The organism is Sphingomonas sp. CFBP8993 (genome assembly GCF_034044895.1).
Lineage (GTDB): Bacteria > Pseudomonadota > Alphaproteobacteria > Sphingomonadales > Sphingomonadaceae > Sphingomonas.
Window position 1 is genome coordinate 60,113 of sequence record NZ_JAXCWU010000007.1, and the last position, 23,843, is coordinate 83,955.

General features: G+C 66.9%; 25 protein-coding genes. 7 read left to right on the plus strand and 18 right to left on the minus strand.

What is annotated here, in order from left to right:
* The 3 genes from SOM26_RS15265 to SOM26_RS15275 form a co-directional block, all read right to left on the minus strand.
* A complete protein-coding gene (locus tag SOM26_RS15265) occupies window positions 1–252 on the minus strand; it encodes a FeoA family protein (RefSeq protein ID WP_414712072.1) in 252 nt (83 codons plus the stop codon).
* Window positions 253–436: 184 nt separating this feature from the next.
* The gene (locus tag SOM26_RS15270) at window positions 437–1,126 is read right to left on the minus strand and encodes a COQ9 family protein (protein ID WP_414712073.1); all 690 of its coding nucleotides are present in this window, start codon (window positions 1,124–1,126) and stop codon (window positions 437–439) included.
* Complete coding sequence (locus SOM26_RS15275) at window positions 1,116–2,108, minus strand: DMT family transporter (RefSeq protein WP_320453574.1); 993 nt, start codon at window positions 2,106–2,108, stop codon at window positions 1,116–1,118. The genes SOM26_RS15270 and SOM26_RS15275 overlap by 11 nt, the downstream gene beginning before the upstream one ends.
* A gap of 65 nt (window positions 2,109–2,173) precedes the next feature.
* On the opposite strand from SOM26_RS15275, the gene SOM26_RS15280 reads away from it, so the two are divergent.
* Window positions 2,174–3,268, plus strand: coding sequence for an alkene reductase (locus tag SOM26_RS15280; protein ID WP_320453575.1), 1,095 nt, complete (start codon window positions 2,174–2,176; stop codon window positions 3,266–3,268).
* A gap of 124 nt (window positions 3,269–3,392) precedes the next feature.
* Here the strand turns inward: SOM26_RS15280 and SOM26_RS15285 are convergent, their stop codons facing one another.
* The 9 genes from SOM26_RS15285 to SOM26_RS15325 all read right to left on the minus strand — a co-directional run bounded on the left by SOM26_RS15285 (window position 3,393) and on the right by SOM26_RS15325 (window position 10,821).
* Window positions 3,393–3,845: a hypothetical protein gene (locus SOM26_RS15285; protein ID WP_320453576.1), complete on the minus strand. Its 453-nt coding sequence runs from the start codon at window positions 3,843–3,845 to the stop codon at window positions 3,393–3,395.
* Window positions 3,812–4,360 (minus strand): GNAT family N-acetyltransferase, encoded by a 549-nt coding sequence (locus SOM26_RS15290; RefSeq protein ID WP_320453577.1) that lies wholly within the window; start codon window positions 4,358–4,360, stop codon window positions 3,812–3,814. Before SOM26_RS15290 ends, SOM26_RS15285 begins: the two co-directional genes overlap by 34 nt.
* Entirely contained in the window at window positions 4,357–4,776 is a 420-nt protein-coding gene (ribH, locus tag SOM26_RS15295) for a 6,7-dimethyl-8-ribityllumazine synthase (protein ID WP_320453578.1), read from the minus strand. The genes SOM26_RS15290 and ribH overlap by 4 nt, the downstream gene beginning before the upstream one ends.
* Window positions 4,776–5,927, minus strand: a complete 1,152-nt coding sequence (gene ribB / locus SOM26_RS15300) for a 3,4-dihydroxy-2-butanone-4-phosphate synthase (protein WP_320453579.1) — start codon at window positions 5,925–5,927, stop codon at window positions 4,776–4,778. Before ribB ends, ribH begins: the two co-directional genes overlap by 1 nt.
* On the minus strand, window positions 5,917–6,519 hold the full coding sequence (locus SOM26_RS15305; protein WP_320453580.1) for a riboflavin synthase: 603 nt from the start codon (window positions 6,517–6,519) through the stop codon (window positions 5,917–5,919). Before SOM26_RS15305 ends, ribB begins: the two co-directional genes overlap by 11 nt.
* Before the next feature lies 1 nt (window position 6,520).
* Window positions 6,521–7,462, minus strand: a complete 942-nt coding sequence (gene ribD, locus SOM26_RS15310) for a bifunctional diaminohydroxyphosphoribosylaminopyrimidine deaminase/5-amino-6-(5-phosphoribosylamino)uracil reductase RibD (protein ID WP_320453672.1) — start codon at window positions 7,460–7,462, stop codon at window positions 6,521–6,523.
* Window positions 7,463–7,476: 14 nt separating this feature from the next.
* The gene (locus tag SOM26_RS15315) at window positions 7,477–7,824 is read right to left on the minus strand and encodes a hypothetical protein (protein ID WP_320453581.1); all 348 of its coding nucleotides are present in this window, start codon (window positions 7,822–7,824) and stop codon (window positions 7,477–7,479) included.
* A gap of 299 nt (window positions 7,825–8,123) precedes the next feature.
* On the minus strand, window positions 8,124–9,008 hold the full coding sequence (locus SOM26_RS15320; RefSeq protein WP_320453582.1) for a phasin family protein: 885 nt from the start codon (window positions 9,006–9,008) through the stop codon (window positions 8,124–8,126).
* An 85-nt stretch (window positions 9,009–9,093) separates the two neighbouring features.
* Window positions 9,094–10,821: a PHA/PHB synthase family protein gene (locus SOM26_RS15325; RefSeq protein ID WP_320453583.1), complete on the minus strand. Its 1,728-nt coding sequence runs from the start codon at window positions 10,819–10,821 to the stop codon at window positions 9,094–9,096.
* Window positions 10,822–10,942: 121 nt separating this feature from the next.
* Between SOM26_RS15325 and SOM26_RS15330 the strand changes: the two genes are divergently transcribed.
* Window positions 10,943–12,154 (plus strand): LL-diaminopimelate aminotransferase, encoded by a 1,212-nt coding sequence (locus SOM26_RS15330; RefSeq protein ID WP_320453584.1) that lies wholly within the window; start codon window positions 10,943–10,945, stop codon window positions 12,152–12,154.
* A 198-nt stretch (window positions 12,155–12,352) separates the two neighbouring features.
* Here the strand turns inward: SOM26_RS15330 and SOM26_RS15335 are convergent, their stop codons facing one another.
* Entirely contained in the window at window positions 12,353–13,495 is a 1,143-nt protein-coding gene (locus SOM26_RS15335) for a GGDEF domain-containing protein (protein WP_320453585.1), read from the minus strand.
* A gap of 265 nt (window positions 13,496–13,760) precedes the next feature.
* Between SOM26_RS15335 and pheS the strand changes: the two genes are divergently transcribed.
* The 5 genes from pheS (at window position 13,761) to SOM26_RS15360 (ending at window position 20,358) form a co-directional block, all read left to right on the plus strand.
* Window positions 13,761–14,837, plus strand: coding sequence for a phenylalanine--tRNA ligase subunit alpha (gene pheS, locus SOM26_RS15340; protein ID WP_320453673.1), 1,077 nt, complete (start codon window positions 13,761–13,763; stop codon window positions 14,835–14,837).
* Window positions 14,834–17,197 (plus strand): phenylalanine--tRNA ligase subunit beta, encoded by a 2,364-nt coding sequence (gene pheT, locus SOM26_RS15345; RefSeq protein ID WP_320453586.1) that lies wholly within the window; start codon window positions 14,834–14,836, stop codon window positions 17,195–17,197. Before pheS ends, pheT begins: the two co-directional genes overlap by 4 nt.
* The gene (locus SOM26_RS15350) at window positions 17,190–18,071 is read left to right on the plus strand and encodes an aldose 1-epimerase family protein (protein WP_320453587.1); all 882 of its coding nucleotides are present in this window, start codon (window positions 17,190–17,192) and stop codon (window positions 18,069–18,071) included. Before pheT ends, SOM26_RS15350 begins: the two co-directional genes overlap by 8 nt.
* 161 nt (window positions 18,072–18,232) lie before the next feature.
* Entirely contained in the window at window positions 18,233–19,759 is a 1,527-nt protein-coding gene (locus SOM26_RS15355; protein WP_320453588.1) for a peptide chain release factor 3, read from the plus strand.
* 50 nt (window positions 19,760–19,809) lie between these two features.
* Window positions 19,810–20,358, plus strand: a complete 549-nt coding sequence (locus tag SOM26_RS15360; protein ID WP_320453589.1) for a hypothetical protein — start codon at window positions 19,810–19,812, stop codon at window positions 20,356–20,358.
* Between the two features lie 435 nt (window positions 20,359–20,793).
* Here SOM26_RS15360 and SOM26_RS15365 read toward each other — a convergent pair whose 3' ends face one another.
* The 5 genes from SOM26_RS15365 to rpmF form a co-directional block, all read right to left on the minus strand.
* Window positions 20,794–21,180 carry a MerR family transcriptional regulator gene (locus SOM26_RS15365; RefSeq protein ID WP_320453590.1) on the minus strand — a complete coding sequence of 129 codons (387 nt, stop codon included), beginning with the start codon at window positions 21,178–21,180 and terminating at the stop codon, window positions 20,794–20,796.
* A complete protein-coding gene (locus SOM26_RS15370) occupies window positions 21,164–21,463 on the minus strand; it encodes an integration host factor subunit alpha (RefSeq protein WP_320453591.1) in 300 nt (99 codons plus the stop codon). Before SOM26_RS15370 ends, SOM26_RS15365 begins: the two co-directional genes overlap by 17 nt.
* 88 nt (window positions 21,464–21,551) lie before the next feature.
* The gene (locus SOM26_RS15375; RefSeq protein ID WP_320453592.1) at window positions 21,552–22,520 is read right to left on the minus strand and encodes a beta-ketoacyl-ACP synthase III; all 969 of its coding nucleotides are present in this window, start codon (window positions 22,518–22,520) and stop codon (window positions 21,552–21,554) included.
* The gene (gene plsX, locus SOM26_RS15380) at window positions 22,517–23,545 is read right to left on the minus strand and encodes a phosphate acyltransferase PlsX (RefSeq protein WP_320453593.1); all 1,029 of its coding nucleotides are present in this window, start codon (window positions 23,543–23,545) and stop codon (window positions 22,517–22,519) included. The genes SOM26_RS15375 and plsX overlap by 4 nt, the downstream gene beginning before the upstream one ends.
* Window positions 23,546–23,585: 40 nt before the next feature.
* A complete protein-coding gene (rpmF, locus tag SOM26_RS15385; RefSeq protein ID WP_042488281.1) occupies window positions 23,586–23,765 on the minus strand; it encodes a 50S ribosomal protein L32 in 180 nt (59 codons plus the stop codon).
* Window positions 23,766–23,843 lie beyond the last annotated feature (78 nt).

Below are 23,843 nucleotides of genomic sequence, written 5' to 3' on the forward strand. Positions count from 1 at the left end.
TCAAGCGCCCGTCGCGACGCGGATCGAAGCCGCGACTCGGCGACGCAACGCCACGGTCATCCGGCCGATCCGACAGGCGATCGGCCCGCCGCCCAGGGTCGCGCGGTGCAACACCTCGATCCCGACGCCCTCGTCGAAACCCAGTTCGCGCAGGCGCCGCGCCTCGGGCAGCGCCAGCTGCGTCCAGTCGATCGCGGCCACGGTCGCCGGTTGCCGCCGGGGAAGGGTTTCGAGACTGCTGAGCATCGCCATGGGGTGTACATAACCACAGTGCGATTGATTATCAATTACCCGCTGGTGAAATGGATGACGGGTTTGGGCGGGTTCGGGGCGTGCACTTCGACTTCGCTCGGTGCGAACGGATGTCTATGCCAGGCCCCATTGCCTCGCTCCGTTCAGTTTGAGCGAAGTCGAAGGCCAGGGGAGCGCCTGACCCTTACACCGCCGGATACCGCAACCGCCCGATAAACCGCGACAGACTCGGCATGTTCTCGCCCCGCTTGGCCATGCCCGCCTTCCACTTCTCGAACCGCATGATCCCGTCGATCCGACGCGCCAGGAAGGCGCGCGTATCGGCATGATCCTCGCTCTCGTCGTTCAGGAACACCGCGATGGTCGAGGCATAGACCGCGAACAGCGTCGCGCGCTTGGTATAGTGGTTATAGTCGGTGGCGGTGTCGCCGGCCTGTGCCCAGATCGTATCGACCGTCCGCCAGCCAAGTCGCGCGCCGCTCGCGGCGTTCTGCGGCATCGCCAGGATCGTCAGCGCGCGGCGCAGCGCCTCGCGATTCGGGGCGACGGCGGCCAGCCGTGCCTCGACCAGCGCGGTGATGCGCTGGCGGATCTTCATCTGCGCGGCCCGTTCGACGGGCACCGACTCGACCATCACCGCGTCGATCTGCGCAAACCAGGCGTCGATCATCGCGACGGCGCCGTCCTTGAAGGCGAGTCGCGCAATGTCGCGGTCGATCCCGGCCGCATCCGCCGCCATGTCGCGCGCATCGTCGCCCCAGCCGTCGAACGCGGCGTTGGCGGCGATCCCCTCGGCCAGCGCCGCGCGCACTTCGTCGAGAGTCAGGTCCTGAACATCGGTCATGGCAGCCTCGGTCATCATCTTACCCGTCATCCTGTCGTTCGGCTTTGGCGCCCGGCTTGGCAACCGTCCCGCTCGATCCGCGCCGTACCATCACCAGCGCGACGGCGACCATCGCCACGCCGACCAGATCGGGCAGCGCCAGCGTCTCGCCATATACCACCCAGCCGATCGCCGTCGCCACGATCGGCTGCACCAGCAGCGCGAGGCCGACGACCAATGGGCTGAGCAGGCCCAGCGCATAGATCATCAACCCCTGGCCGATGATCTGGCTCCCCAGTGCCAGCAGGATCAGCGCGCTCCAGTGACCGGGCCACACCCGCTCGCCCAGCAGCGTGGCGAAGACGAACAGCGGCACGATGCTGGCCATGGTCGACCAGGCGAGCGCCGCGACCGGCGGCATGGACACCCGCACCCGCGACATCAGGATGAAATACAGCGCATAGAGGATGCCCGCCAGCACGCACAGCAGGTCACCGACCAGATGGCGCGGATCGACCTGATAGCTGCGCCCCATCAGCAACCCGGCACCGATCGCGGCCAGGATCAGGGCAAGACCCTGGGTGCGCGACGGCCAGGCCCGCGCCATGAGGAAGCCATAGAGCGGAAAGATGAAGGTCGCCGAATTGCCGAACAGCGTGGCGTTGGCCATCGTCGTCTGGCGGATTCCGATATGCCAGGTGCCCAGATCGCCCGCAAAGGCGATCCCGCCGATCAGCAGCAGCGCCCACAACCCCGCCTGTCCCTTGCCCGGCATTCGCGGTCTCGCACGCCCGACCAGCGCGATCAGCACCAGTACCGGGGCGGCCAGCGTGATCCGCCAGAAGGCCGATGCGACCGGCCCGGTATCGGCCATGCGGACCAGCAGCGGTCCGAAGGCGAGCGCGACATTGGCGAGGATGACCGCCGCGAAAGCGAGCGGCGGTGTCGAAGGCAATGGGTTGGTTCCGCTCCGGCCCGATAGACCAGCGCTTTCAACGCGCTCATTTTTTCTTGGGGGGGCGGACACGGGCATGGGGTCCCTTAACGCCCTATCTGCGTTGCGTCAGGCCGGAAAGGCCGCGAAAGGATTGCATTCTGATGCCAACGCTCTTCGACCCCATCGATCTCGGGGCGATCCACGCCCCCGACCGTATCCTGATGGCGCCGCTCACCCGCGCCCGCGCCACACGGGAAGCGGTGCCGACGCCGATCATGGCGCAATATTACGCCCAGCGCGCCAGTGCGGGCCTGATCATCTCGGAGGCTACCGGTATCAGCCGCGAGGGCTTGGGCTGGCCCTATGCGCCGGGCTTGTGGAGTGACGAGCAGGTCGAGGCATGGAAGCCCGTGACCGACGCCGTGCACAAGGCGGGCGGCCGGATCGTCGCCCAGCTCTGGCATATGGGCCGTCAGGTACATAGCTCGGTGACGGGCACGCAGCCGGTCTCGTCCTCCGCCACCCGCACCGAGGGGCAGGCGCATACCTATGAGGGCAAGAAGGACTTCGAGACGGCTCGGCCGCTCGAACTCTCGGAAATCCCGCGTCTGCTTGAGGATTACGAGCGGGCGACGCGCAATGCGCTGGCCGCCGGGTTCGACGGGGTGCAGATCCATGCCGCCAACGGCTATCTGGTCGACGAATTCCTGCGCGACGGGGCCAATACCCGCGAGGACGAATATGGCGGCAGCCCCGAGAACCGCATCCGCCTGCTCCGCGAAATCACCGAGCGGGTGATCGCCGTCGCGGGCAAGGAGCGGGTCGGCGTTCGCCTGTCCCCCAATGGCGACAGCCAGGGCGTGGACGACAGCGATCCCGCCTCGGTCTTTGTGCCCGCGGCCAAGATGCTGTCGGACCTGGGCATCGCCTTCCTCGAACTGCGCGAGCCCGGCCCGGACGGCACCTTCGGCAAGACCGACGTGCCCAAGCTCTCGCCGCAGATCCGCGAAGTCTTCAAGGGGCCGCTGATCCTGAACAGCGACTATGACAGCCGCGAAAAGGCGCAAGAGGCGCTCGATTCGGGTGTCGCGGACGGCATCGCGTTCGGCCGTACCTTCCTGGCGAACCCCGACCTGCCCGAGCGGCTGCGCACCGACGCGTCGCTCAACGAGAGCGATATGAAGACCTGGTACAGCCAGGGGCCGGAGGGGTATATCGATTACCCGACGCTCGCCGAGCAGAATCGCGCGGCGTGAGGTGAGGGGGGCGGGGGCATATCGCTTCCCGCCCCGCATCCTTACGGCGACCACCCCGGCCTCCGCCGGGGCGGACCCTTTGCACGAGCAGACATCATCGCGTTCAGCGAGAACGGAGTGTGTGCTATTCGTTGCTATCCAGCCCGTCGATGAATGTCGTCGCCTGCTCCCGCAGCGTGTCGCGCACCTTGGAATTGATCAGCAGCAGCGGCGCGCCCCACAGAGCGGGCAGGATCGCGGCCAGCAGCGCCCACACGATCACCAAGACTACCAGCCCGGCCCCCGCATAGCGCAGCTTGCGCATCGCGCCCGCGTCCAGCGTCAGCGTACGCGGCCCCTTCGTGTCGTAGAAACTGTCGGTCGCCCAGGAACCGCCGCCGTCGAAGCGTATCTTCTCGGGCAGCCTGAACCGGGGCTTGCCGCCCTCCATCGGGCGCGGTGCTTCCGTCCGACGCGCAGGCGGCGTCTGGCCCGCCTGGGTGTCGATCACCTCCAGCCGCCGCCCCCGCTCGACGACGCGAAAGCGGGTGGGCGGCATGTCGGTCATGCGGTGGTGCGCGCCCGTCTTGCGCGCCACTGGTCGGCGCTCTGGCCCCAGGCGTCGACGCGGAAATCCTCGAGCGGCGCGGGCAGGCTGACCGGCCCCTGATTCACCGACCCCAGCCGCTGCGCCAGCTTGATCGAGCCGCTATTGTCCGGGTCGATGGTGTGGATCACATGATCCCAGCCGAGTGTGTCGACGGCATAGTCCATCGCCGCGCACGCCGCTTCATAGGCATAGCCGCGCCCGGCGAAGGCACGGGCGATGCCCCAGCCGACCTCGCGCCCCGGCCAGCCCTCTGGCTGCCACGGGCCGATCCGGCCGACCCAGCGGCCGGTGTCGCGTTCGATCACCGAGAACATCGCAAAGCCGCGCACATGCCACGCGCCGACCATGGTGCACATATTGCGCCACGCCGCCCCGCGTTTCTGCACGCCGCCAAGGAAGCGCATCGTGTCCTCCTCGGTATGAAAGGCCGCCCAGGCCTCGAAATCCTCCGCCGAGGGAGGCCGCAAGGTCAACCGCTCGGTCTGGAGAACGGGGCTTGTCATCCGAACCGGCCCTTCAGCGCCAGCATGGCAAGCGCCGCCTTGGCCGCCTCGCCACCCTTGTTCTTTTCGTCCGGACGGGCGCGGGTCAGCGCCTGCGCCTCGTTCTCGGTGGTGATGATGCCGTTGCCGATCGGCAGACCGTCCATGGTCAGCGCCATCAGGCCGCGTGCGCTCTCGTTCGACACGATCTCGAAATGATAGGTCTCGCCGCGGATCACCACGCCGATCGCGACGAACGCGTCATAACGTCCGGTATCGGCCGCCATCGCCACCGCGCCGGGAATCTCCAGCGCGCCGGGGACGGTGATCGTCTCATGGCTGTGGCCCGCTTCCTCGATCGCGGCACGCGCGCCCGCCAGCAGCAGGTCGTTCAGATGCTCGTAGAAACGCGCCTCGACGATCAACACATGCGCCATCAGGCGTCTCCCTCAAAATTCTCGATGCGACGTTCACCGACGATCGACAGGCCATAGCCGTCGAGCCCGATCAGCGTGTGGTGGGTGTTGGTCAGCAGCACCATGTCCTGCACGCCCATTTCAGCCAAGATCATCGCGCCGACGCCGTAGTCGCGCAGTTCCTCCATGTCGATCTGCACCTCCTCACCCGCCTTCAGGCGGACGGCGGTGGTGAAGGCGTCGGTGCGCGGGCGGTTGATGACGACGATCACGCCCGCGCCTTCCTCGGCGATCATGCGCATCGACTTGGCGAGCAGCGCGCCGCGCGCGCCCGCCTCGCCGAACACGTCGGCGAAAGGCGACAGCGCGTGCATCCGCACCAGCACGGGTTGCGTGGTGTCGAGCTTGCCCTTGACCAGCGCCACCTGCTCGGTGCCCGTCGCCTTGTTGCGATAGGCACGCGCGGTCCAGGTGCCGCCCCATTCGCTTTCGAAGGTGGCCTCCGACTGCAATTCGACCAGATGGTCGTAGCGGCGGCGATAGGCGATCAGGTCGCGGATCGTGCCGATCTTCAGATTGTGGAGCTGCGCGAACGACACCAGGTCGTCCATCCGCGCCATCGTCCCGTCCTCGTTCATGATCTCGCAGATCACGCCAGAGGGGTTCAGGCCGGCCAGCCGCGCGACGTCGACCGCCGCCTCGGTATGGCCTGCGCGCACCAGCACGCCGCCGTCGCGCGCGACCAGCGGGAAGACATGGCCCGGCGTCACCAGCGCATCGGCACCGTGGTTCGAATCGATCGCCACCGCGATGGTCCGCGCCCGGTCGGCCGCCGAAATGCCGGTCGTCACGCCCTCGCGCGCCTCGATCGAAATGGTGAAGGCGGTTTCATGCCGCGTCCCGTTCTTCGGGCTCATCAGCGGCAGGCCGAGCGTGTCGACCCGCTCGCGCGTCATCGCCAGGCAGATCAGCCCGCGCCCGTGCCGCGCCATGAAGTTGACCTTTTCGGGCGTCGCCATCTGGGCGGGGATGACCAGGTCGCCTTCATTCTCGCGGTCCTCGTCATCGACCAGGATGAACATGCGGCCGTTGCGCGCCTCGTCGATGATCTCTTCGGGGCTGGACAGGAAACCGCGCCGCAGACCGGCCAGGGCGTCGGGATTAGCGGCCACGATAATGCTCCATGCGCTGCAGGTAACGGGCGAGCACGTCGATCTCGATATTGACGCGCTGGCCTTGGGTGATGCCGCCCAGCGTGGTGACGGCGGCGGTGTGGGGGATGATGTTCAGGCCGAAGACCGTCCCGTCGGCACGGTCTTCGACGCTGTTGACGGTCAGCGAGACGCCGTCGACCGTCACCGAACCCTTGGTCGCCATGAACGGGGCAAGGTCGGTGGGCACGGTCACGAAGACCCGGTGCGATCCGCCTTCCTCGGCAACCGAAACGACATGGCCGACGCCGTCGACATGGCCGGTCACGATATGCCCGCCCAGCTCGTCGCCCAGCTTCATCGCGCGTTCGAGGTTGAGGGGGCGCCCCATGGTCCACTGGTCGGCGGTGCGCCCAATCGTCTCGGCCGAGACGTCGACCGCAAACCAGTTCGGGCCTTTCTCGACCACGGTCAGGCAGACGCCCGAACAGGCGATCGACGCGCCCAGGTCGATGGAGCCCGTGTCATAGGCGGTGGCGATGACGACTCGCGTGTCGCCGCGCGTTTCCACGGCGGTGACGGAGCCGATGTCGGTGACGATCCCGGTAAACATATCAGTCGCGCTCGTAGACCTCCAACCGGTCGCTGCCAAGCATCCGCGAGTCGGTGAGCCGCCAGCGGCCATGCGCGTCGGCCAGCCGGTGCAATCCGATATCGCCCAGCGCCGCGCGCCCCTCGCCGATCAGGATCGGCGCGCGGTAGAGCAACAGCCGATCGACCAGATCGGCGGCAAGGAAAGCGGAGGCGGTTTTCGCACCGCCTTCGACCATCAGCCGGTCGACGCCCGCCAGATCGGCGATGGCGGCGGGATCGGTGATCGCCTCCCAACCGGGTTCGGCGGTGCGGGACAGCAGGATGCGGCGCGGGGAGCGCGATTCGAGGCCGGGCAGGCGAACGTCGAGCCTGGGCGAATCGGCCTCCAGCGTGCCGCGCCCGACCAGGATCGCTTCGTGGCGGCTGCGCTCCAAATGGGTATGCGCGCGCGCCTCCGGTCCGGTGATCCAGCGGCTTGTCCCATCGGGCCGGGCGATCTTGCCGTCGAGCGAGGTGGCGAGTTTCAGCGTGACGAAGGGTCTACCCTTGGCCCGGCGGGTCAGGAAGCCCGCGATCATCGCGCGCGCCTCCGCCTCGCGCACCCCGGTCGTGACCGCGATCCCGGCGGCGCGGGCGCGGGCGAACCCCCGGCCGTTGGTGCGGGGATCGGGGTCGCCCGCGCCCGCGACGATGCGCGCGACTCCATGCGCGATCAGCAAGTCGGAGCAGGCGGGCCCGCGAGTCGACACATGCGCGCAAGGCTCCAGCGTGACATAGGCGGTGGCGCCGCGTGCCGCCTCGCCCGCCTGGGCCAGCGCCATCGCCTCGGCATGGGGACGACCACCGGGCTGCGTCCAGCCGCGACCGACGACCCGGCCGTCACGAATGATGACACAGCCGACATTGGGATTGGGCGCGGTTCGCCCGACGCCGCGATTCGCCAGCGCCAGCGCCACGCCCATCCATCGCTGGTCGGTCAGAAGCCCCACTTGGTCAGCGCGTCGTCGACCTTCTTGAACTCGGCGCGGCGCTGCTCCTCGGCGGCCTTCACCTCGGCCAGCTCCTGCTTCTTCTTCACATAGTCGATCTTCTGCTGCGCACGAATCTGGGCATCGGTGCGATCGGCGGGCCATTGTTCGACATAGATGATGTCGGGCCGGTACGGCACCGGCACATAATCGTCCCGCGCAAAGGCATAGATGAAGAAGCCGGTGATCCCGACCGCGATCATCAGGAAGACGAGCTCATAGGGATGGCGCTGCGACAGGAAGAATCGCAGGTCGCGGATCGCGCGGACGGGGGAGAAGCGGCCGAAGAACGACATGGTGGGAATGTAGGCGCGAAGGGGGCGGGATGCCAGTGGGGTGTTGGCGCGTGTTGGTCTCGATGAGACACCGGGCCCTCCCCCATCCCCTCCCGCCTGCGGGAGGGGCGTGCCAAGGAGCGCGGTTGAGAATTATTCAAACCGTCCGATCTTGCCGCTCCCCTCCCGCTGGCGGGAGGGGATGGGGGAGGGCAGGCCACGGGCGAGTCGCTCAGTGTGCCTCACCCACCCCATAGAAAAAGGGCGGCCACCGCAGTGACCGCCCCCTCTCTGTTTCCGCGAAGGAAAACGTCAGCGATTTACGCGACGGTCTTCATCTTCTCGGCAGCGACCGCGAAGCGGTTGCTGATCGGCTGGGCGATCTCGCCGGCCAGCTTCATCATGTGCTCGGTCGAGCGCGAGGTCTCGGCGACCATCGAGTCGAAGGCCGAGCGGGCGAAGTCCGACTGCAGCTTCATGAACTCGGTCGGCGACTTGACCGACGACAGGGTCTGCAGCGTCTGGCTGGCGGTTTCGAACGAGCGCTTGGCATAGTCGGCGGCGCTGTGGCCCAGCGTCTCGGCGCCCTTGGCGGCGATCTTCGACGATTCGACCACGGCTTCCAGATTGTCCTTGTTGAAGGCAATCATGTCTTCGAACAGCTTGGCGCTCTTCTCCATGCCGGCCTGGGTGCGGGCCTGGGCCTCGCCGAACATCGCCTGGGTCTTGGCGGCGGTATCCTTGGCGGCGTTTTCGATGGTGCTCGTGGCGTCCATGATCTTGTCCTTGGGCTTTGAGTCCGCCGAAACCGCGGCGGTCGGGGAAGAAACTTCGGGGGCCGTCACCTTGGCAGCGGGTTCGGGCGCGGGCTGCGGAGCCGGGGCCTTCACCTCGGGCTCCACCGCCGCCTCGACTTGCGGCTTGGCGGGTTCCGCCTTGGGGGCGGGGGCCTTGGCGACCGGTGCGGGCTTTGCCGCAACGGCAACCTTCGGTGCTTCTGCCGCCGCCTTGGCCGCGACCGGCTCCGCCTTGGCGGCGGGCGGGGTTAGCGGCGCGGTCGGAGCGGCGGGCTTGGGCGAAGGCACGGGATCGGAGGGCAGGCCCGGCAATGTCTTGGCTGCCACCCGTTTCGTCGCGCGGCTGGCCTTGGGCGCGGCTTTGGCAGGCGCCTTGGCAGCAGGCACGGTCGGCTTGTTCTTGTCCAAGAGCGCTCTCCCGATTTGTTGCGCTGCACAATAGTGATTCGCGGGTGCAAAATCAAGTCTATTGTGCAGTGCAACAAAACCGAAACTAACGCTGTCGGACGTAGCGTCCGGGCGCTTCGTCGAGTGCAGCGAGGCTGCCCTTGCCCGGTATGCGCGCGCCCGTCACCGCCACGGTGGCCGAGTCGCGCTGGCGCAGCCAGGCGGCCCAGTCCGGCCACCAGCTGCCCTTGGTTTCGGTCGCGCCCGCCACGAACTCGGTCAGCGTCGCGGCAGGCTGTTCATTGGTCCAATATTGATATTTGCCCGAGGCGGGCGGGTTCACCACGCCCGCGATATGCCCCGATCCGGCCAGCACGAAGCGCAAGGGCCCGGTGAACGCCTCGGTGATCTTCCACACGCTTTCGGGCGGCGCGATATGATCCTCGCGACCCGCCTGGACATAGGCGGGGGTGGCCACCCTGGTCAGGTCGAGCGGCACGTCGCCGATCGTCATCGCGCCGGGCTGCATCAACAGATTGTCGCGGTACAGGTCGGTCAGATAGGCGAGGTGCCACTTGGCGGGCAGGTTGGTGACGTCGCCGTTCCAGTGGAGTAGGTCGAACGGCACATAATCGCGCCCCAGCAGATAGTTGTTGGTGACATAGTTCCAGATCAGGTCGCGCCCGCGCAGCAGGTTGAAGGTCATCGCCAGATAGCGCCCGTCGAGGAAACCGTCGGGCGACAGCGTCGCGATCATCTTCAACTGTTCGTCATCGATGAAGTGGAGCAGTTCGCCCGCCTTGGAAAAGTCGACCTGCGCGGTGAAGAAGGTGGCGCTGGCGACCTTCTCCGCCTGGTTCTGGGCCGACAGATAGGCCAGCGTTGCGGCCAGCGTCGTGCCCGCCACGCAATAACCGACGGTGTGGACCGATGGCACCTCCAGCAGTTCGCGCACCGTGTCGATCGCATCGACCTGGGCCGCGACATAATCGTCCCACATCACGTCCTTCATCGTCGCGTCGGCGGATTTCCACGACACCATGAAGACGCTGAACCCCTGGTCGACCAGCCATTTGATCAGGCTTTTCTCGGGTGCGAGGTCGAGGATGTAGAAGCGGTTGATCCAGGGCGGAAAGATCACGATCGGCACCGCCGCCACCTGCTCGGTGGTCGGGGTATAGTGGATCAGTTCGTACAGATAGTTGCGCTTCACCACCTTGCCCGGCGTGGCGGCCAGGTTGCGGCCGACCTCGAACGCGCTCGAATCGCTATGGGTCAGCTGCCCGCGCCCCATGTCGGCGAGCATGTTCTGCAAACCCTTCAGCAGGTTCTCGCCGCGCGTCTCGGCGATCTTGTCGAGCACTTCCGGGTTGGTCGCGGGGAAGTTGGTCGGGCTCATCGCGTCGATAAAGCCTTGCGCGGCGAAGCGGATCTGCTCCTTCTGCCTGGGGTCGACGCCCTCCAGCGCATCGACACCGCGCAGCATATGGTCCGAGACCATCTGATAGCTTTGCCGGATCCAGTCGAAGAGCGGCGATTGCCACTGCTCGGCCTTGAAACGGCGGTCGGGCTTGGGGGGCACGCTGGGTTCGGCGGCGGGGTCGACAAAACGCTGCCACAGCTTCATCGAATCGGACCAGAAGTCGCGGACGCGACCGATCGTCGCGGGATCGTTGAAGCCCGGCACCACCGGCACCCCCTCGGGCGGGGAGGTCAGCGCGGCCTCCATCATCATCTGTTGCGCGCGGCCCATCACCCAGGTCCAGTGCTGCAACTCCTCCAGCGTGGGGAGGGTGCCGGCCGCATTGGGGGCTTTCGTCTCGCCGGGGGTCATCCACATCCTCTCGTTCGTCGTGCGCCATATTGGCGTCAGGATATTGCGCCATCATGTCGGGTCGCGTTGCCAAACGAAAGACGCTAAGGTCCGGGTCCCAAATCGTTACATTGAGGGACCCATGTCCGAAGAGTTCTACCGCATCAAGCGCCTGCCGCCCTATGTCATCGCCGAAGTCAACGCGATGCGGGCGGCGGCGCGCGCGGGCGGTGAGGACATCATCGACTTAGGCATGGGCAATCCCGACCTGCCGCCGCCGCCCCACGTCCTGGAAAAGCTGATCGAGGTGATCCAGAAGCCCGACGCGCACGGCTATTCCCAGTCGAAGGGGATTCCCGGTCTGCGCCGTGCCCAGGCCAATTATTATGGCCGTCGCTTCGGCGTCGATCTGGACCCGGAGACCGAGGTGGTCGTCACCATGGGGTCGAAGGAGGGGCTGGCCAGCCTCGCCACCGCGATCACCGCGCCGGGCGACGTGATCCTGGCCCCCAATCCCTCCTATCCGATCCACACCTTCGGCTTCATCATCGCGGGGGCGACGATCCGCGCGGTGCCGACGACCCCCGACGAGGCCTATTTCGAAAGCCTGGAGCGGGCGATGCACTTCACCGTGCCGCGCCCCTCGGTGCTGGTGGTCAACTATCCGTCCAATCCGACCGCCGAGACGGTGGACCTGGCATTCTACGAACGCCTCGTGGCCTTCGCGAAGAAGCACGAGCTGTGGGTGCTGAGCGACCTCGCCTATTCCGAGCTTTATTATGACGGCAATCCGACCCCTTCGATCCTGCAGGTCAAGGGCGGCAAGGACGTCGCGGTCGAGTTCACCTCGCTGTCCAAGACCTATTCGATGGCGGGCTGGCGGATCGGCTTCGCGGTCGGCAACCGGAAGCTGATCGCGGCGATGACGCGGGTGAAGTCGTATCTCGATTACGGTGCCTTCACCCCGATCCAGGCGGCGGCGTGCGCCGCGCTCAACGGGCCGCAGGATATCGTCGAGAAGAACCGCCAGCTTTATCACAAGCGCCGCGACGTGCTGGTCGAGAGCTTCGGGCGGGCGGGGTGGGACATTCCCAGTCCCAAGGCCTCGATGTTCGCCTGGGCCCCGCTGCCTCCGGCGCTCGCGCATCTGGGCAGCCTGGAGTTTTCCAAGCAGTTGCTGACCGAGGCCAAGGTCGCGGTCGCGCCGGGCGTCGGTTATGGCGAGAATGGCGAGGGCTTCGTCCGCATCGCGCTGGTCGAGAACGAGCAACGGCTTCGCCAGGCGGCGCGCAACATCAAGCGCTACCTCCAGTCGATGGGCGTCAACACGCCGGGATCGGCCAAGGCGCTGTGATCCGATAGGGGGCGGTGGCGTTCGCGAGCGATCGCCCCCCAAGCAGCATTACACCAATTCCTCCCCTTCGAGGGAAGGAGTTGGGGAAAACACGCGCCGCCTAGATTCGCAGCTTTGCCCAGGCCGAAATCGGTCGGCCAGCGTGCCGTGGACGACCCGGTCCCCCCGCCCCGTGGCGGCGATCAACAGGCGGCGGCTTCACGCCGCCTTGGCGTGCCGCTCGCGAAGATGGTGCTGGCGCTTGATCGCGTACATCGCGTTGTCCGCCTCTGCGACCAGCGCGTTCAGCGATCCCGTAACCGCGCCGCACGACAATCCGATGCTGAGCCCGGGATAGCAGGGTCCGTCGACCAGCGCCGGGACCGCACGGTCGAACCGGTCCGACAGCGCCGCTGCGATTCCCCGCGCCGTGCCCTCGGGACAATCGGGCAGCACGCACAGGAACTCGTCCCCGCCGATCCGGACCAGCGTCCCTCGATCAGCCATTTCGCGCTGCGCCAGGTCGGCGAGCAGGCGCAGCACCGTATCGCCCACCCCATGCCCCTGCCCGTCGTTCAATGCCTTGAACCGGTCGATATCGATCAGCAGCAGCGTGACCGGGCCGCGCAAGCCTGCCTCGATCCCCTGCAACCCGAAACGGTTGAGCGCGCCGGTCAGATGGTCGCGGCTGGCCTGTTCGGACAGGGCGCGCTGGACGCGTTCGGCATCGATCAGCAGCAGTGCCAGATGGCAGAGCGATACCAGGATGATCGCGATGCACACACTCCAGTCGGCGGTGACCTGCGCGGCGTTTTCCCACACGGGATCGCTCCAGGTCACCATCAGCAAGGCGGTGCGCGTCATGAACAGCGGCACCGAGGCCGCGAACATGATGGCCATGACCCAGGCGGTGCGGACATGCTCGGTCCGCGCGATATGGATCAGCATCCAGGCAGCGGTGAAATTGAACAGCGTGCGCGTGCCGCCCAGCAAGATGATCGTCAGCCGCATGTCGGGGTCACCCAGCAGGATGAACGGCACGGTCAATACGACGATGACGGCAAGCAGGACCAGCAATGGTGTGGGCGGCCGGCGACGGGCGAAGATCGCCATGGCGTGGACGCAAAGGCACAGCCCGACCAACAGCAGGACATCGGTCGCCCGCTCCAGCATGGATAGCCGGGTGCCGTCGAAACACAGTCCCGCGGCGTTGGTCACGCCGATGATGATCTTGCCGGTCCCCCACCAATAGGGCCAGCGACCGGAATCGCGGCTTGTCAGTCCGGGAAAGAAGTGGAGCAGTCCGGACAGGACGCTGCCGATTGCGGCGACGACCTGTAGACTGGCAATATTTAGTATCATGATCGCGGATCTCGCACGAGCAGCAGGTCTCCGGGACCGGCGCACAGTGCTGTAATATAATATATGTTACGACTTGGTTTCGCATTGGCCATGATCCGGCACCTTGTGCCGGTCTGCGCCACGTGATGGCCGATGCGTCTCAAGGATTGATCCGGGGCGTCCCTAAACGCTACGGCGGGGTCAGACCCGCAAACCGGCCGGGTTTCCTCCTTTCGGGGGCGTGCGGCGGCCGACGGAGTGAAGAGTGAGCAACGAAGTAGACCATATGCGCGAGCATCTGCTCGCTGCCATCGCCGCCGCGCCCGCGCTGGACGCGCTGGAGACGGTGCGCGTCGATGCGCTGGGCAAGCAGGGCCGTATCACCCAGCTGCTCAAGACGCTGGGCAAGATGAGTCCCGAGGAACGCCAGGTCGAGGGGCCGCGCATCCATGGCCTGCGCGAGGCCGTGACCGAGGCGCTGACCGCGCGCAAGGCCGGGCTGGAGCAGGCGGCACTCGACGCACGGCTGTCGTCGGAACGGCTGGACATGACCCTGCCGGTCGACACCACCGCCTTCGGCACCGTCCATCCGGTGTCCCAGGTGATGGACGAACTGGCCGAAATCTTCGCCGACCTGGGCTTCGCGGTCGCGACGGGCCCGGAGGTCGAGACCGACTGGCACAATTTCACCGCGCTCAACATTCCGGAGACGCATCCGGCGCGCGCGATGCACGACACCTTCTACCTGGCGGGTGTCGAGGCGGGCGGCGACGAGCGTACGGTGCGCCGCGTGCTGCGCACCCACACCTCGCCGGTGCAGATCCGCACCATGCTGGACCAGAAACCCCCGATCCGCATCATCGCGCCGGGCCGCACCTATCGCTCCGACTCGGATGCGACCCACACGCCGATGTTCCACCAGGTCGAGGGGCTGGTGATCGACAAGGGCATTACGCTGGGCCATCTGAAATGGACGCTGGAGACCTTCCTCAAGGCGTTCTTCGAGCGCGACGATATCGTCCTGCGCCTGCGCCCCAGCTATTTCCCCTTCACCGAACCGAGCGCCGAGGTCGATGTCGGCTACACCATCGAGAAGGGCAAGCGCGTCATCGGTGGCTCGGGCGGCGGCTGGATGGAAGTGCTCGGCTCCGGCATGGTCCACCCCAAGGTCATCGAAGCCTGCGGGCTCGACCCCAATGAGTGGCAGGGCTTCGCCTTTGGCTGCGGCATCGATCGCCTCGCCATGCTGAAATACGGGATGGACGACCTGCGCGCCTTTTTCGACGGCGATATCCGCTGGTTGAAGCATTACGGGTTCGCGAGCCTCGACGTACCCACGCTGTCGGGAGGAGTCGGCGCATGAAGTTCACCCTGGGCTGGCTGAAGAGCCATCTGGACACCGACGCCGATCTCGACACCATCGTCGAGGGGCTGACCCGCATCGGCCTGGAGGTCGAGGGCGTGCACAATCCGGGCGAAGCGCTGGCATCCTTCCGCGTCGCGCGCATCCTGTCGGCCGAGCGGCATCCGCAGGCCGACAAGCTGCAGGTGCTGTCGGTCGATGCGGGGGATGGCCCCATGCAGGTCGTGTGCGGTGCGCCCAATGCCCGTGCGGGCCTGGTCGGCGTGTTCGGCGCTCCCGGGGCCTATGTCCCCGGCCTCGACGTGACGTTGAAGGTCGCCGCCATTCGCGGTGTCGAGTCGAACGGCATGATGTGTTCGGCGCGCGAGTTGCAGATCGGCGAGGGCCATGACGGCATCATCGAGCTGCCCGAGGACGCGGCCATCGGTACGTCCTTCCCCGATTATGCGGGGCTCAACGATCCGGTCATCGACGTGTCGATCACGCCCAACCGCCAGGACTGCATGGGCGTCCACGGCATCGCGCGCGACCTTGCCGCTGCTGGCTTGGGCACGCTGATCGCGCCGACCGTGCCGTCGGTCGCGGGCGAAGGTCCCGGTCCCGATGTGCGGATCGAGGATGTCGAAGGATGCCCGGCCTTCTACGCGCAAGGCGTGTCGGGCCTGACCAATGGCGAGGCGCCCGAATGGATGCGCCAGCGCCTGACCGCGATCGGGCAGAAGCCGATTTCGGCACTGGTCGACATCACCAACTATATGACGGTCGATCTGGGTCGCCCGCTGCACGTCTATGACAAGGCCAAGCTGTCGGGCGGTCTGGTCGCGCGCAAGGCGAAGGACGGCGAGACGGTCGAGGCGCTCAACGGCCGGACCTATACCCTGTCCGACGGCATGACCGTCATCGCCGACGATGCGGGCGTGCACGATATCGGCGGCATCATGGGCGGCGAGCATTCGGGCGTGTCGGAGACGACCACCGACGTCATCATCGAATGCGCGTACTTCGCGCCCGAGGCGATCGCCCGCACCGGCCAGAAGCTCGCCCTCACCTCCGACGCGCGCACCCGGTTCGAGCGTGGGGTGGACCCGGCCTTCCTGGACGACGGCCTCGCTATCGCGACCTTCCTCGTTCTGGAATATTGCGGCGGTACGGCGAGCGGCGTGACGCGGGCGGGCGAGCCGCCGGTCGTCGGCAAGACCATCGTCTATGATCCGAGCCTGGCGGAAACGCTGGGTGGCCTCGCCATCGAACCCGCGCGGCAGAAGGCGATCCTCGAGTCGCTGGGCTTCACCGTCACCGCCGACTGGCAGGTGACCGCGCCGAGCTGGCGTCGCGACGTGGACGGCCCCGCCGATCTGGTCGAGGAAGTCATCCGCATCGAGGGGATCGACCATGTTCCGCCGGTGGCGCTTCCCCGCGCCCCCGGCGTCGCGCGTCCCACCGCCACGCCGCAGCAGAAGCTGGAGCGCCGCGCCCGCCGCGCCGCCGCCGCACGCGGGCTGGACGAAGCGGTGACGTGGAGCTTCATCAGCGAGGCGCAGGCCGCGCCCTTCGGCGGCGGCGCGTTCACGCTGGCCAACCCGATCAGCGAGGATCTGAAGGTCATGCGGCCGTCGCTCCTCCCCGGCCTGCTCGCCGCGACCGAGCGCAACATCAAGCGCGGCGCGACCGCCGTGCGCCTGTTCGAGATCGGTCGTCGTTATCTGGCAGAGGCCGAGCGGCCGACGCTCAGTGTGGTGATGGCGGGCGACAAGAGCCCCCGCAACTGGCGCTCGGGCAAGGCGCAGGGCTATGATGCGTATGACGCCAAGGCGGAGGCGATCGCGCTGCTCGCCCAGGCCGGTGCGCCGGTGGACAACCTCCAGGTGATGGGCGAGGCGGGCGACGCCTGGCATCCCGGCCAGTCGGGCACGCTGCGCCTTGGCCCGAAGACGGTGCTGGCGGCGTTCGGCATGGTCCACCCCTCGGTCCTCAAGGCGTTCGACCTGGACGGCGCGGTGGCGGCGGTGGAGATTTATCTCGACGCCATCCCGCCCAAGCGGGCGACGGGCTTCATGCGCCCGGCCTACACGCCCCCGGCGTTGCAGTCCGTCCGCCGCGACTTCGCTTTCCTGGTGCCCGACAGCCTGGCCGCCGACATGCTGATCCGTGCCGTGCGGGGGGCGGACAAGGCCATGATCACCGCCGCGCGCGTCTTCGACGTGTTCGCCGGTCAGGGCGTGCCCGAGGGCCACAAGTCGGTCGCGGTCGAGGTCCTGCTGCAACCGTCGCAGAAGAGCTTCACCGACGAGGAACTGAAGGCCATCGCCGACAAGATCGTCGCCGCCGCCGCCAAGCAGGGAGCGCAACTCCGTGGCTAATGAGGAAAACTGGGTCCGTATCGGCAACGACCATCTGTCGGCGGCGATCAATCCGTTCGGGGCCGAACTGTCCTCGCTGAAGGATGCCGAGGGCCGCGAGCTGATGACCGATGCGGACCCGGCCTTCTGGACCGGCCGTGCCCCCCTGCTGTTCCCGGTGATCGGCGTGACCCGTGACGGCATCCGCCTGAACGGGCGGCATTATCCGATGGCCAAGCACGGTTTTGCCCGCCACTCGATGTTCGAGCTGGTGACGCACGAGGCCACTCGCGCCGTCTTCTCGCTGGGCGACAGCGAGGAGACGCGCACATCCTATCCCTTCGCCTTCCGGCTGGAGGCGGAGTTCCGGTTGGAAGAGGCGACGCTGGTGATGGAAATCCGCGTCCTCAACCGGGGCGAAGAGCCGATGCCCGCCAGCTTCGGCTTCCACCCCGCCTTTGCATGGCCGCTGCCTTATGGCGAAGCGCGTGCCGATCACCGGATCGTCTTCGAGAAGAACGAACCCGCCCGCCTGCGCAAGATCGCGCCCGACGGCCTGATCGCCGAGGACCGCCGCGACAGCCCGCTCGACGGCCGGGTGCTGCACTTGGCGGACGATCTGTTCACCGAGGACGCGCTGGTCTGGGACCCGGTCGAGAGCCGTAGCGTCACCTATGGCGCGGACGGTGCGCCGCAGCTTCGCATCGCCTTCCCCGATACCGACAAGCTCGGCATCTGGACCAAGCCGGGTGCGGCCTATGTCTGCGTCGAGCCCTGGCACGGTATCGCCGATCCCGAAGGGTATGACGGCGATTTCTTCGACAAGCCCGGTGTGTTCACCGTGCCGGTCGGCGGTGAGAAGGTCATGCAGATGACGGTGACGCTGGCGGGATGATCCTTTCTCATTCCCCTCCCCTGAACGGGAGGGGAATGAGAAGGCGCCTCGATGCATAGGCGGGTCGCAATCCGGGGCCTGTCTTGTGCCGCAATTTGCTGTAACAGGCGCAGCATCTCGGGCGCTCGGATGCGCCATTTCCCTATTCGACAGAGCCGCCCATGACTTCCCCCCGCCGTACCTTCGCGATCATCTCGCACCCTGACGCCGGCAAGACCACGCTGACCGAAAAGCTGCTCTATTTCGGCGGCGCGATCCATCTGGCGGGCGAGGTCAAGGCACGCGGCCAGAACCGGCGCGCGCGGTCGGACTGGATGAAGATCGAGCAGCAGCGCGGCATCTCGGTCACGTCCTCGGTCATGACGTTCGAAAAGGACGGCGTGACCTTCAACCTGCTCGACACGCCGGGCCACGAGGATTTCTCGGAGGACACCTATCGCACGCTGACCGCCGTCGACTCGGCGGTGATGGTCATCGACGCGGCGCGCGGCATCGAGGCGCAGACGCGGAAATTGTTCGAGGTGTGCCGCCTGCGCTCGGTGCCGATCATCACCTTCGTCAACAAGGTCGATCGTGAGGGGCGCCCGCCCTTCGAACTGCTCGACGAGATCGCCGACATCCTGGCGCTCGACGTCGCGCCGATGAGCTGGCCGGTCGGCATGGGCGGGCTGTTCGAGGGTATCCTCGACCTGACCACCGGCAAGGTCAGCCGTCCCGAAGGCGACAGCCGCGCGTTCCTGGGCAAGGTCGACGCCGATGCGACCCTGCCCGCCGATATCGCCGAAGAGGTCGAACTGGCGCAGGCGGGGTATGCGGCATTCGATGGCGAGGCCTATCGCAACGGGGACCTGACGCCGGTCTATTTCGGCTCCGCGCTGAAGGATTTTGGTGTCGCCGAACTGATCGACGCGCTCAGCCGCCACGCGCCGCCCCCGCGCCCGCAGCCTGCCGAACCCGCGCCGGTGTCGCCCGAGAACAAGGAAGTCACCGGCTTCGTGTTCAAGGTGCAGGCGAACATGGACCCGCAGCATCGCGACCGCATCGCGTTCATGCGGCTGTGCTCGGGCACGTTCAAGCGCGGCATGAAGCTGACCCCCACGGGCCATGGCAAGCCGATCGCGGTCCATTCGCCGATCCTGTTCTTCGCGCAGAACCGCGAAGTCGCGGACGAGGCGTTTCCGGGCGACATCATCGGTATCCCCAATCACGGCACGCTGCGCGTCGGCGACACCCTGTCGGAGCGGGCGGATATCCGCTTCACCGGCCTACCCAATTTCGCGCCCGAAATCCTGCGCCGCGTGGCCCTCAAAGACCCGACCAAGACCAAGCAGCTTCGCAAGGCGCTGGACGACATGGCCGAGGAGGGGGTGACCCAGGTCTTCTACCCGGAGATCGGCTCGAACTGGATCATCGGCGTCGTCGGGCAGCTCCAGCTCGACGTGCTGCTCTCGCGACTCGATGCGGAATATAAGGTTGCGGCCGGGCTGGAGCCCGCTCCGTTCGACACCGCGCGCTGGATCACCGCCGAGGACCCTGCCGACCTCAAGGCCTTCATGGACCTGAACCGCGCCGCCATGGCCAAGGACCGCGACGACAACCCCGTCTTCCTCGCCAAAAGCGCCTGGGAAGTCGGCTATGTCGCCGATCGATATCCGAAGGTCCGCTTCGTCGCGACGCGCGAACGGTAGTTCGCGGACCCGTCACGGAACCGGAGGCCCGTGTCGCGGCTTCATGGCGCATGACCGAACAGGGACTTGCCATGGACCGCGCCGCGATCGACGCCACCTTCGAAGCCAATGAAAAGCTGATCCGCCGACGCGCGTTGAAGGCCGGGGCCAAGGCGCTGACCATCGGCACCGAAAAACTGGTCGATACGATCGACGCCATCGCCGATGCCTATGGCCTGACCGGTGCCCAGCGTCGCCAGCTGGAACCCGGCATGGCCATCGAGGCGCAGGAACTGGCAGGCAAGCTGAAGGGCTTTGTCGGGCCCGCCGCGCTGCTGCAAGACCTGCGTGGTGGATCGGGCCTGTTGTCGCAGGCGCGCGCGGCCGGACGACTGGCCAAGACGGCCCGCAAGATCGGCCAGGGTGGCTTGGCGGCGGGCCGGGTCGCGGCGCGTGGCGGCCGTGCCGCACGCGGTCTGCCCTGGGCGGCGCTGGGCGTGGCGGCCTGGGGTGTGGGCAATGGTGGCTGGTTCTGGTGGAAGGCGCACGCCTATAATCGCGCATGCCGCGATCTGCTGCTCGCCGAGAAGGGCGGGGTGGTCCAGCCTGCCTCGCTCTGAGGTGGGGCGTCGCCTTCGACCTCGCTCAGGCTGAGCGGGGTTTTGGAATACCGCGAAACCACCAACCCCGTTCAGCCTGAGCGAAGTCGAAGGCCAAGGGGCGACCCAGCTGGTGGCTTTTCCTCTTTGAGGAGCGAAGCCCACAGTTTGATCCCACCAAGCTGAAGCACCACCCCGGCGGAGGCCAGCGCCCAGTCGCGAAGGCTTCGTTGATGGAGCGTACCAAACTATAACAGCCGCACACCCAACTGGACCCCGGCCTCCGCCGGGGCGGTAGTTAAGGTCGGGTGGACCCAAAGTCTCATAGGGATCGAGCGCACCTTCGGCTCGTGCGCGCTCCGCGCCTGCAACACTCTCCCCGTGTCGACGGGAGAGGGAAGGTGGACGATCGCGAATGCTGTAGGATAGCCTGCGCGACGCCCCCGCCCGGCAACCTCAAACCGCTGGTCGTGCTTCCCGTCGCTCGGCCCGGTCGTCCCAGGCCAGCGCCTCGACCAGCGAATCGCGAATGCCGCGCAGCATCGTGGCAGGATCGTCCTTGGCGCGGGCTTCGCCGTCGAACAACTGCTGGACGCCGCGCACGGTATAGCCCTGCTGGTTGAGCAGCTGGTCGATGCGCCGGATGAGCGTCATGTCCTCCGGCCGGTAATAGCGGCGGTTGCCCGCACGCTGGACCGGCTTGAGCTGGGGAAAGCGGCTTTCCCAATAGCGCAGGACATGTTGCGCCACCCCCGTCTCACGCGACACTTCCCCGATGGTGCGCAGCGCACCATCGGCCTTGCCGCCGTCGAGGGGGCGTTCCGGTCTATCCTGCCGCGACAATGCGATCGCGCATCATCTGGCTGGCGCGGAAGGTCAGGACACGGCGCGGTGCGATCGGCACCTCGATCCCGGTCTTGGGATTGCGGCCGATCCGCTCGCCCTTGTCACGCAGCACGAAGGTTCCGAACCCGGAAATCTTGACGTTCTCGCCCCGCCCCAGAGCTTCGCACATTTCGACGAGAATCTGTTCGACCACTTCGGCGGAATCGGACCGCGAAAGTCCCACCTCCTGATGCAGCGATTCGGCGAGATCAGCGCGCGTCAACGTTCCAGCCTTGGTCATTCCATCCCCCAATGGTGTGAAGGGGTCGCCTACCATAGCAGGGATTGGGACCGAAAGGGATTTATCTCGGTTAATGTCAATCGATTGTTCAAAACCGGATCACCGCAGCGCCCCAGGTGAAGCCGCCGCCCATCGCTTCCAGCACGACAAGCTGGTTTTCCTTGATCCGTCCGTCGCGCACCGCGGTGTCCAACGCCAGCGGAACCGAGGCGGCCGAGGTGTTGGCATGGCGGTCGACGGTGACGACGACCTTCTCGGGCGCCAGGTTCAGCTTGCGCGCGGTCGCGTCGAGGATGCGGGCATTGGCCTGGTGCGGCACGACCCAGTCGACATCGGCCGAGGTCAGGCCCGCCAGGCCCAGCGATTCTTCCATCACCTGTGCCAGATTGACGACGGCGTGGCGGAAGACCTCGCGTCCCTTCATGCGCAGCTTGCCGACGGTGCCGGTGGTCGAGACACCGCCATCGACATAGAGCAGGCTGTTGTGGCGGCCATCGGCATGCAGCTTGGTGGCCAGGATGCCGCGCCCGGTGGCGTCGTCGCTCTCGCGCGCCTCCAGCACCATCGCACCCGCGCCGTCGCCGAACAGGACGCAGGTGGTGCGATCCTCCCAGTCGAGGATGCGGCTGAACGTTTCGGCGCCGATCACCAGCGCGCGGCGCTGCACACCCGAGCGCAGCATCGCGTCGGCGACCTGCACCGCATAGAGAAAGCCCGAGCAGACGGCGGCCACGTCGAACGCGACGCAGTCGTTGATGCCCAGCATCGCCTGGACCTTGGTGGCGGTGGCGGGAAAGGTCTGGTCCGGGGTGGCGGTCGCCAGCACGATCAGGTCGATATCCTGCGCCGACAGCCCGGCGGCGGCGATCGCGGCCTTGGCGGCGTCGGCGGCCAGCGTCGCGGTCGTTTCCTCCGGCCCCGCGATGTGGCGGAAGCGAATGCCCGTGCGCTCGACGATCCACTCGTCGGACGTGTCCACCTCTTGCGCCAGTTCCTCGTTCGACACCCGCCGGGTTGGAAGGGCCGAACCCGTACCCGTGACGATCGAGCGAATCATGCGGCGTCCTCGAAATTCAGAAGATCCTCGGCGATACGCCGGGTCAGGTCGGCGCGCACCATCTTGGCCGCATTGCCGATCGCGGTGGCGACGCCCAGTTCATTGGCGCTGCCATGGCTTTTGACCACCAGGCCGTTCAGCCCGAGGAATACGGCGCCGTTGTGATTATTGGGGTCGAGGTGATCGCGCAGCAACTGCGTGGCGGGGCGCGAGATCAGGAAGCCGATCTTCGACCGGGTCGACGAACGGAAGGCGCGCTTCAGAAGGTCGCCGACGAAACGGGCCGTGCCCTCGGCGGTCTTGAGCGCGATATTGCCCGCAAAGCCGTCGCACACGATCACGTCGACCTCGCCGCGGGCCAGCTGGTTGCCCTCGATGAAGCCGGTGAAGTTCAGCGGCAGGTGATTCTGTCCGCGCAGCACGGCGGCCGCGTCGCGAATCTCGTCGGTGCCCTTCTGATCCTCGGACCCGATATTGAGGAGGGCAACCCGCGGATTGTCGAGTTCGAGAAGCGTGCGGGCATAGGCCGCGCCCATCACCGCGAACTGCACGAGGTTGCGCGCATCGCATTCGGTGTTGGCGCCCAGGTCGAGCATGACGACGTCATTGTCGCCCAGCGTCGGCAGCGGCGCCGCCAGCGCAGGCCGGTCGATGCCGGGCAGGGTGCGAAGCGAAAGCTTGGCCATCGCCATCAGCGCGCCGGTATTACCCGACGACACCATGGCGGCGGCGCGGCGCTGCTTCACCAGGTCGATGGCGATGCCCATCGACGTGACGCGCGCACGCCGGATCGCCTGGCTCGGCTTTTCGCTCGAACCGACGACCTCGGGTGCGTGCACGATCTCGGACGCGGCGGACAGATTGGGATGGGTCTTCAACCCCTCCGCGATCTGCGCCTCGTCACCGACCAGGAAGAAGCGCATGCCCTCGAAACGGCGTCGCGCTCTGGCGACGCCGGCCAGCATCACGGCCAACCCGTCGTCGCCGCCCATCGCATCGACGGCGATCCAGGCGTTATCGGCCATGCGTTCCTCTAACGGTCGTTATCTAGTCAGGAAGAGGGGATCAGCCCTCGACCGACACGACCTCACGGCCGTTATAATGGCCGCAGGCGGTGCACAGATTGTGCGGGCGCTTCAGTTCGCCGCAGTTCGGGCATTCCTGGAACGCCGCGACCGTCAGCGAGTCGTGGCCACGGCGCATGCCGCGCTTGGAGGGCGAAGTCTTTCTCTTGGGGACGGCCATTGCGGCACCTTATCAATCGAACAATGGGTGGAATACGTCACGATCAGCACCCATTGCGCGCCCGGATCGAAGACCCGG